The organism is Kitasatospora sp. NPDC022785 (assembly GCF_055561295.1).
Genome location: NZ_JBVHHB010000024.1, coordinates 44,241 through 52,311, shown reverse-complemented (window position 1 = coordinate 52,311; position 8,071 = coordinate 44,241). Strand labels below are relative to the sequence as shown.

The following is an 8,071-nucleotide window of genomic DNA, read 5'->3' as shown; positions in this document are numbered from 1 at the left end:
CCGTGGTTTTTTTATTTCCTCCCACCCTATGGGTTGTTGTTTTTTTAAAACCCCCCGCAGTGTGGTTGACACACTGTCGGGGGGGGGGGGGGGGGGGGGGGCGCGGGGCCCCCCGCCGCCGTGGGAACGGCCGGGTCAGCTGGGTGTGACGCCCGTGGGGGTGGTGCACGGCGGGAGGGTCGAGGGCGAGACGGTCGCGCAGGTCGCCGTCGCCGTGGCCGACCGCTGGGCCGAGGTCGTCGTGCCCGTCGCCGTGCTCGCGGTCGCCGTGCTCGCCGTCGCCGTCTTCGCGGTCGTCGCCGTGGACGGCGTCACGCTCGCGGAGGACGGGCCCGGCGGCGAGGACGAGGTGGGGCCGGCGGAGGAGGTCGACGATGAGGCCGATGCCGAGCCCTTGCTCGCCGAGGACGACGGGCCGGACGGCGAACCGGAGGAGCTGGAGGCCGACCCGGTCGAGGGACCGGTCGAACCCGAGGTCGAACCGGAACTGGCGCCCGAGGTCGAGGGCGAGCCCGAACCCGACGTACTGGCCGAGGTGGAGCCCGACATCGAGGCCGACGGAGAGGCCGGCTTCATCGGCGCGGCCGGCGGAACCCCCGGAGCCAGCTCCTTCGGCGGCTGGACCGGCCGGTCCACCACCTTGATCTGCCCCGTCACCCGGGCGAACCAACCGCCGGTGGAGACGTTCACCATGACGAACTCGCTCACCGGCTTCGGCGCCGGCACCACGACGACCAGCGTGGACGGCTGGAAGCCCGTCCAGGACTTGCCGGTGTACTTGGCGTTGCTCACCAGCGCCGGAGGCGTCAGCGGATTGCCGCAGCTGCAGCGCACCCGGGGCACGCCCTGGGAGTCCACCAGGACGGAGGTGCCGGCCTGCAGCACCGACTGGTAGGCGACCGAAGCGCCGCCCTTGTAGCCGTGGTTGGTGACCCGGGTGTCCGTCCGCAGATAGGCCGAGGTCAGCGAGCGCATGTAGCTGGGGATGGCGGACTGTTCGATCCCCTGGGCGGACGCCCAGGCCCGGCCGGTGTCCCCGGTCGACGTCATGGAGATCAGCCGCTCCACGTCACAGGCCGGCTTGGACTCGGCGCCCGCGTAGAGCCCGGCCGACGAGCCCTGCACGTTGTGGATGCCGGTCGGTGAGGCCGCTGCGGTGGTCTTCGTGGTGCCGGTCGGCTGGGCGGGGGCGGAGGTCGGTGCCGGCGCGGAGACGCCGGCGGTCTCCACCGACGGGGTGAACGGCGCCGGGCCCGGATCGCTCGGAGACTGCAGCGCCACCTCGTTGGCGGCCGGGATGGCATCGCTGGCCTGGCCGCTGTTGCCGCTGTTGCTGTTGACGATCAGCACCGTCGCCACCACGGCCAGCGCCGCCGTGCCCGCCGCCAGCGCCAGCTTCTTGCCGGAGCGCCACCACGGCGTCGGACGCCCGCCGGACGGCCCACCCGGCGTACCGCCGGACGAGCCGCCGCCCGAGAAACCCGAAGGCCCGGAAGGCCCGGACGGGGGAACGGACGGCGGGCCCGACTGTCCGCCCGAGGGCGGTCCGGAGAGCGGGCCGGACGGGGGTCCGGAAGGCGGCCCGGAGGGCGGGCCGGAAGGCGGTTGGGAACTCATCGAGGCTCCGTTTCGCAGGCGGCCGGCGAAACGGCCGGCACAGCAGGCTCCCCCACCGCTTCCATTTCTGCCCCCGCCGACCGGACGCCGCAACAGCAGGTGAAGCGGTCGAACCCGTCGGTAGGCGTCGTCGTGACCGTCCGTACGCAGCGCGCGGCGGACCGTCCTGGGTCAATCTGGGAGCAGACGCGAGGGGGGTACCCGAGTCCACCAGGAGCCCGTATGCATCCGGAGCCCCCCACCGCGGCGGCCGGTCCGCCCGGCGTCCTGCGCGGCTGGCTGGACGCGCTCGCAGTCGTCCTCGCCGGGCTCGCCACGATGGCGGCCGTCGCCGCGCTCGGCCTCTGGGCGGCCGGCGCCGACGAGCTCCCGGGCGGCGGATTCCCGTCCGTACTGGCCGCCGCGCTGGCGCTGGCCGTGGGCGGCTCCGTCCAGCTCGACGGCGGCGCCGGTTTCTTCGCCCAGGTGGACGCGGGGATCACGGCCATGCCGCTGACCGTCGGCCTGCTCGGCGCGCTGGCCATGGCCGAGGTGTTCCTGCGCCAGCTGCGCTTCCGGGCCGTCGCCCACGGCGGTGAGCTGCTCGGCCGGGTGGCCCGGACGGCCGCCGTCTGGGTGGTGGCGCTCGTCCTGCTCACCCTCGGTGCCCGGCACACCTTCACGGTCGCGGTGGGCAACGACCTCGCCCAGCAGCTCGGGGGCGCCCTGGGCCTGACCCCCCAGATCGGCTTCCACGCCGAGGCGGCGAGCACCATCGGCCTCGGGCTGCTCTGGCTGCTTGTCGTCCTGGCGGCCGCCTTCGCGGTCTCCCGCCGGGCGCCGCTGCCGCGCGCCCTGGTGCCGTTCCAACAGGCCGTCCGCCCGTCCGCGTTCGCGATGCTGCTGGTGCTGCTCGTCTACGTGGCGATCGGGGTGGTCGTGGGCCTGCTCACCGCCGCCGTGCACGGCAACGCCCGGGAGACGATGGCCGTCCTGCTGCTGGCCCTGCCCAACCTGGCCTGGCTCGCGTTCGGCGTCGGGCTCGGCGCGCAGTGGCACGGCCACCTGACCGGCGCGGTCGGCCTGCCGGTTCCCAAGGTGCTGGCCGAGGTGCTCCGCGTGCCGGACGGCCAGGAGGCCACCGTCAGCCTCGGCACCCTCGCCGACCAGGACGCCCGCGCCTGGTGGCTGCTGCCGCTGGCCGCCGCGCTGATGCTCGCCGCCGGCGTCCTCACCGCGTACCGCTCGCCGCGTGGCGTCCGGCTCTGGCGCCACGCCGTCCGGCTGGGCGTGGCGGCGGCCGTCACCATGCTGCTGGTCGGCGTCTGGACGCGGGTCTCCGCCGACTACGGCCTCTCGGTGCTGGGCGTCGGCGTCGGCGAGGACGGGCTGGGCGGGCTCCTCGGGTCCGTCCTCGGCGGCAGCAACCCGCTGGCCGGACTCGGCGGCGGCGCGCTCACACTGAGCCTCCAGTTCTGGGTGGCCGTCCCCCTGGCTGCGGCGTGGGGCCTGGTGGCGGGCTGGCTGGGCGGCCTGCTGGCGGCGCGGCTGGGGCGGCGCGGCGAGGTCGGCGGCACCTGACCGGTCTCGGGCCAGGTGGGTGGCCGGTCTCGGGCCAGGTGCCCGACCGGTCTCAGGCCAAGGTGGGTGGCCGGTCTCGGGCCAGGGCCCGACCGGTCTCAGGCCAGGTGGGCGATCAGGACCACCGCCGGGGGCACCGCTTGGCCGAGGGCGCCGCGCCAGAGCCTCGGCTCGGAGACGAAGAGGGTGATCCCGCCGGCGATCATGAAGGCGCTGACGTAGACGACCACCGCGCGGCCGGCCGTCTCGTGGCGGGTGTGCAGGGCGGTGACGCCGGCGGCGAGGCCGAGCGCCAGGAACAGGTTGTAGAAGCCGACGTTGAAGCGCCAGAGCCGCACCTCGGGCGCGTCCGCCGTACTGCCGGTGAGCAGGTAGCGGACCCGTGGGTGCCCGTAGAGGAAGCTCTCCAGCGGCCACACGATCACGTGGATCGCGGCGGCGAGCAGGGCGAAGAGCTGGCTGACGGCGTTCATGGGGGCTCCGCGTTCAGGGGGACGGGCTCGGGCCGGGCGGGGGCTCAGCGCCGCGGCGGCGGGTGGACGACCGGGAACGCCCAGGACGGGGGCTCGGGCACGGCGGACGGTCCGCCGGGCGTGGCCGGGCCCTGGACGGGGACGACCTGGGTCGGCGGCCCGCCCGACTGCCAGGCGTCGTCCGGCCCGGACGCGGGGCCGCCGGCGATCGCCGCCCGCAGGTCGGCGACGAACGCCAGGCAGCCGGTGTAGCGCTGGTCGGGGGCCTTGGCGAGCGCCCGGGCCACCACGGCGTCCACGGCGGCGGACAGGTCGGGGCGGTGGTCGCGCAGGGCGGGCGGCGGGTCGTTGAGGTGGGCCCAGAGCAGCGCGAGGTCGCTCTCACGGCGGAACGGCGGCGCCCCGGCGAGCATCTCGAACACCACGCAGCCCAGGCTGTACTGGTCGCAGCGGCCGTCCAGCGGCCGGCCGGAGATCTGCTCGGGCGCCGCGTAGTCCAGGGTGCCGACGATCTGGCCGACGCTGGTCAGCCCGCTGAGCGAGAGCGACTTCTTGGTGAGGCCGAAGTCGGCCAGGTAGAGGTGCTCGGGGTGGTCGCTGTCCGTCCCGGCGGCGACCAGCACGTTGCCGGGCTTCACGTCCCGGTGGACCAGGTCACGGTCGTGCGCGGCGTCGAGCGCCGAGGCGATCTGCAGCGCCAGCCGGGCCGCCCGTTCGGCCGGGAACGGGCCGCCCCGGTTCATCAGGCCGCGCAGGTCGCCGTTCTCGACGTAGCGCATCGCGATGAACAGGATGCCGTCGGCCTCGCCCGCCTCGAACACCGGGATGATGTGCGGATGGTCGATCGCGGCGGCGGCCTCCGACTCGTGCATGAACCGCTGGCGGAAGACCTCGTTGCGGGCCAGTTCGGGCGCCAGCAGCTTGACCGCGACCGTCCGGCCCAGCCGCAGGTCCTTGGCCCGGTAGACGACCGCCATGCCGCCCCGCCCGATCTCGGCCTCCAGCCGGTAGCCGGCCACCTGGCGGCCGACCATGCCGGACGGCAGGCTCGGGGCGTTCTCCGTGGCGCGCGGGGGAGCGGACGCCGTGCCGTCGCGGTCCGGGCCGTCCTGGTCCCGGCCGTTCGGTGCCGTGCCGTTCGGCCCGTTCGGTCCGTTCGGTCCGTTCGGCCCATTCGGCCCGTTCGGTTCCGTGCCGACCTGGTCCGGGTCGGCCTCGTCCGGGCGGGCCGCGTTCGGGCCGCTGGGCTCGGGTCCGTCCGGCTTCGCGCCGCCGGGCCGGTCGTGGGGGATCACGGCTCGCCCGTCCGGGTCGGTTCGTACGCGCCGGGCGGGGCGGGCGGCACCGACTTCGGGTGGCCGGAGACGGCGTAGGTCTGGAGCTGGAGGCCGTCGCAGTAGCACCAGCGGTCGTGCACCGGGTCGAACACCCACAGCGCCTCGCCGGCGATCACCAGGCCGATCCGCAGCCCGCGCGAGCGTTCCTGGAAGGTCGCCAGGTCTGCGCCGCCGGCGGCGAGGTCCTCCAGCAGGGAGCGGTAGCGGGCCAGCACCCCCTCGGCCTCGGCCAGCGCCGGGCGCGGGTCGGCCGTCCGGGCGGGCGGGCCGGTGGCGGCGGGCGGCGCGTCGGGGAGGGCGACCAGCAGCCGGCCGTCCACCCAGGTGGACCAGCCGTTGGAGCAGAGCACCTGCCCCCAGTCGCCCTGCCGGCCGATCAGCCGGACCGGCAGCAGTGGGTCCAGCGGGGTGGAGGGCATGCCCGGGTCCGGCGCCGCCCAGGTGGCCATCCCGTCGGGCGGGGCGACGTGGGTCGGGCGGAACGCGAACTCGTCCATGGGCGGCTGCCTGTCTCCCGGCTGCTTCTCGTCGGGCTGCTTCCGGTGTTCTCGCTACTTCGTTGCTTCCGTTGCTCCCGCTATTTCCGCATGATCGCCGGCTCCTGCCGGCGCAGCAGAGCCAGCACGGCGAAGAACAGCACCGTCGAGAGGCCCACCAGAATGCCCATACAGCGCAGCCAGCGGGCGCGGTCGGGGCGGAACAGCGGGTCCGCGGTGATGGCGGTCGGGAAGACCGTGTGCAGGTCGACGGTCTGGGCCATGGCGGCCAGACCCCAGCGGGAGGGCACCAGCCAGGCGAACTGCTCCAGGCCGGGCACCCCGTGCAGCTTCAGCATGGCGCCGCTGAAGACGATCTGCACCACCGAGAGGAGCACCAGCATCGGCATGGTGGCCTCCTCCTTGCGGACCAGCGCCGAGACCAGCAGGCCCAGCATCATGGCCGAGAAGGAGAGCATGGCGACGGCCAGGATCAGCTCGGCCAGCGGCGGCAGCACGACGCCGCTGTGCACCCGGACCCCGGTGGCCAGCGTCGGGCTGAGGTTCACCCCGGCCAGGCCGACGGTGGTCAGCACGGCGGCCTGGGCCACCGTGATCGTGCCGAGCACCACCACCTTGGAGACCAGGTACGCCGATCTGGACAGTCCGACCACCCGTTCGCGCTGGTAGATCGGCCGCTCCTTGACCACCTCGCGGACGGCGTTGGCGGAGCCCGTGAGCAGCCCGCCGATGCAGAGGGTGAGGACGACGTTGATGGCGTTGTCGGAGGAGATCCGGGAGCCGGCCATCGCCCGGCACATCACGCCGATGATGAACGGCAGGGCGATCATCACGGTGAGGAAGAGCCGGTCCGCGGCCAGCACGGCGGTGTAGCGGCGGACCAGCGTGGCCAGCTGGGAGAACCAGCCCTGCGGCTTCTCCCGCCCGAACGGGCTCCCGGCCTCGGCCGGGTGGGCGGCGGGGACGACCGGCACGGAGCCGGTGGCCACGTACCGCCGGTACTGCGGGGACTCCCGGTACCGGCGCTGCCAGGCGGCGTGGTCCTCGCTCTCGAACGCCTCGAAGGCCTCCGGCCACTCGGAGTAGCCGAAGAACTCCAGCGCCTCGCCGGGCGGGCCGTAGTAGGCGGTGCGGCCGCCGGGGGCCAGTACCAGCAGCCGGTCGCAGACGGACAGGCTCAGCACGCTGTGGGTGACCACGACGACCGTGCGGCCGTCGTCGGCGAGGCTGCGCAGCATCGTCATCACCGAGCGCTCCATGCCCGGGTCCAGGCCGGAGGTCGGCTCGTCCAGGAAGAGCAGCGAGGGCTTGGTGAGCAGCTCCAGTGCGACGCTGACGCGCTTGCGCTGGCCGCCGGAGAGACTGGAGATCACCAGGTCGGCGCGGCCGTCCAGGCCGAGTTCGTGGATCACCTGGTCGACCCGGGCCTCCCGCTCCTCATTGGTGGTGTCGCCGGGGAAGCGCAGTTCGGCCGCGTAGGAGAGCGCGCGGCGGACGGTGAGCTGGGTGTGCAGGATGTCGTCCTGCGGCACCAGGCCGATCCGGCGGCGCAGCTCGGCGTAGTCGCGGTAGAGGTCGCGCCCGTCGTAGAGAACGGTGCCCTCGTCGGCCGGGCGCAGGCCGGTGAGGGCGTTGAGCAGGGTGGACTTCCCGGCGCCGCTCGGGCCGGCCACCGCGAGCAGGGCCTTCTCGGCGAGCGGGAAGCCGACGTCGTCCAGCAGCACCCGGTGGTCGGGGCCGACCCGCACCACCAGGCCCTGGACGTTGAGCGAGATCTCGCCGGTGTCGATGTACTCGACCAGTTCGTCGCCGGAGAGGCAGAGCGCGGAGTGGCCGATGCCGATGATGTCGGCGGGGCCGACCGGGGCCCGGGTCACCGGGCGGCCGTTGAGGTAGGTGCCGTTGTGGCTGGTGAGGTCGACGATCTCGTGGCCGCCGTCGGGGAGGATGCGCAGCTCGGCGTGGTGGCGGGAGACGAGGAGGTCGTCCAGGACGAGGTCGTTGTCGCCCGCCCGGCCGATCTGTACCGTCCGGCCCGGCAGCCGGATGATCGCGCTGGGCTGGCGGAAGACGCCGGAGGCCTGCGGGGCGATCAGCGAGGGCCGCTCGGCGGCGGCGGGCGCGGGCAGGCCGGCGAAGGTCGCGGCCGGGCCTTCGGCCGGGTCGCCGAACCGCAGCCGGGTGCCGGGGACGACGTCCTCCTGCTGGATCCGGCGGCCGTCGGCAAAGGTGCCGTTGGTGCTGCCGACGTCCTCCAGCTGCCAGTGGCCGTCGGTGGTGTGCAGCACGGCGTGGTGCCAGGACACCCGGGGGTCGTCGAGGACTATCTCGCTGGTCGGGTCGCGGCCGACGTGGTACGCCCGGCCCGGGTCGATCAGCTGCGAGTCCGTGTCGGTGACAAGAACCATTGGCGGCGCGACGGGCGCGCCTGCGCGCTCTCCCATACTTGGAGTCTAGTCCGGCGGGGCGGGCGCAGCAGGGTGGAGCAGGCCCGGCAGGCTGGGGAATTGGACTGGACCACTGGATGTGTACCGGGCCGCTGCCCTATCGTTCGGGGTGCCGCCCGCCCTTCGGGGGTGCCGCCCTG

7 protein-coding genes are annotated in these 8,071 nt (G+C 74.4%); 2 read left to right on the top strand and 5 right to left on the bottom strand.

From position 1 onward, the window contains the following. Positions 1 to 135 precede the first annotated feature (135 nt). Complete coding sequence (locus ACZ3YO_RS30220; RefSeq protein WP_465575743.1) at positions 136 to 1,068, bottom strand: DUF6777 domain-containing protein; 933 nt, start codon at positions 1,066 to 1,068, stop codon at positions 136 to 138. A 64-nt stretch (positions 1,069 to 1,132) separates the two neighbouring features. On the opposite strand from ACZ3YO_RS30220, the gene ACZ3YO_RS30215 reads away from it, so the two are divergent. Beyond that, complete coding sequence (locus ACZ3YO_RS30215; RefSeq protein ID WP_465575755.1) at positions 1,133 to 1,720, top strand: hypothetical protein; 588 nt, start codon at positions 1,133 to 1,135, stop codon at positions 1,718 to 1,720. Between the two features lie 119 nt (positions 1,721 to 1,839). Next, complete coding sequence (locus tag ACZ3YO_RS30210; protein WP_465575548.1) at positions 1,840 to 3,177, top strand: streptophobe family protein; 1,338 nt, start codon at positions 1,840 to 1,842, stop codon at positions 3,175 to 3,177. Positions 3,178 to 3,275: 98 nt separating this feature from the next. Here ACZ3YO_RS30210 and ACZ3YO_RS30205 read toward each other — a convergent pair whose 3' ends face one another. From ACZ3YO_RS30205 to ACZ3YO_RS30190, 4 genes are all read right to left on the bottom strand, one after another. Next, positions 3,276 to 3,650, bottom strand: a complete 375-nt coding sequence (locus tag ACZ3YO_RS30205) for a DUF1304 domain-containing protein (RefSeq protein ID WP_465575545.1) — start codon at positions 3,648 to 3,650, stop codon at positions 3,276 to 3,278. 44 nt (positions 3,651 to 3,694) lie between these two features. Continuing rightward, entirely contained in the window at positions 3,695 to 4,684 is a 990-nt protein-coding gene (locus ACZ3YO_RS30200) for a serine/threonine-protein kinase (protein WP_465575740.1), read from the bottom strand. A 257-nt stretch (positions 4,685 to 4,941) separates the two neighbouring features. Beyond that, a complete protein-coding gene (locus ACZ3YO_RS30195) occupies positions 4,942 to 5,484 on the bottom strand; it encodes a hypothetical protein (RefSeq protein ID WP_396322231.1) in 543 nt (180 codons plus the stop codon). An 80-nt stretch (positions 5,485 to 5,564) separates the two neighbouring features. Beyond that, the gene (locus ACZ3YO_RS30190; protein WP_465575541.1) at positions 5,565 to 7,928 is read right to left on the bottom strand and encodes an ABC transporter ATP-binding protein/permease; all 2,364 of its coding nucleotides are present in this window, start codon (positions 7,926 to 7,928) and stop codon (positions 5,565 to 5,567) included. Positions 7,929 to 8,071: the final 143 nt, after the last annotated feature.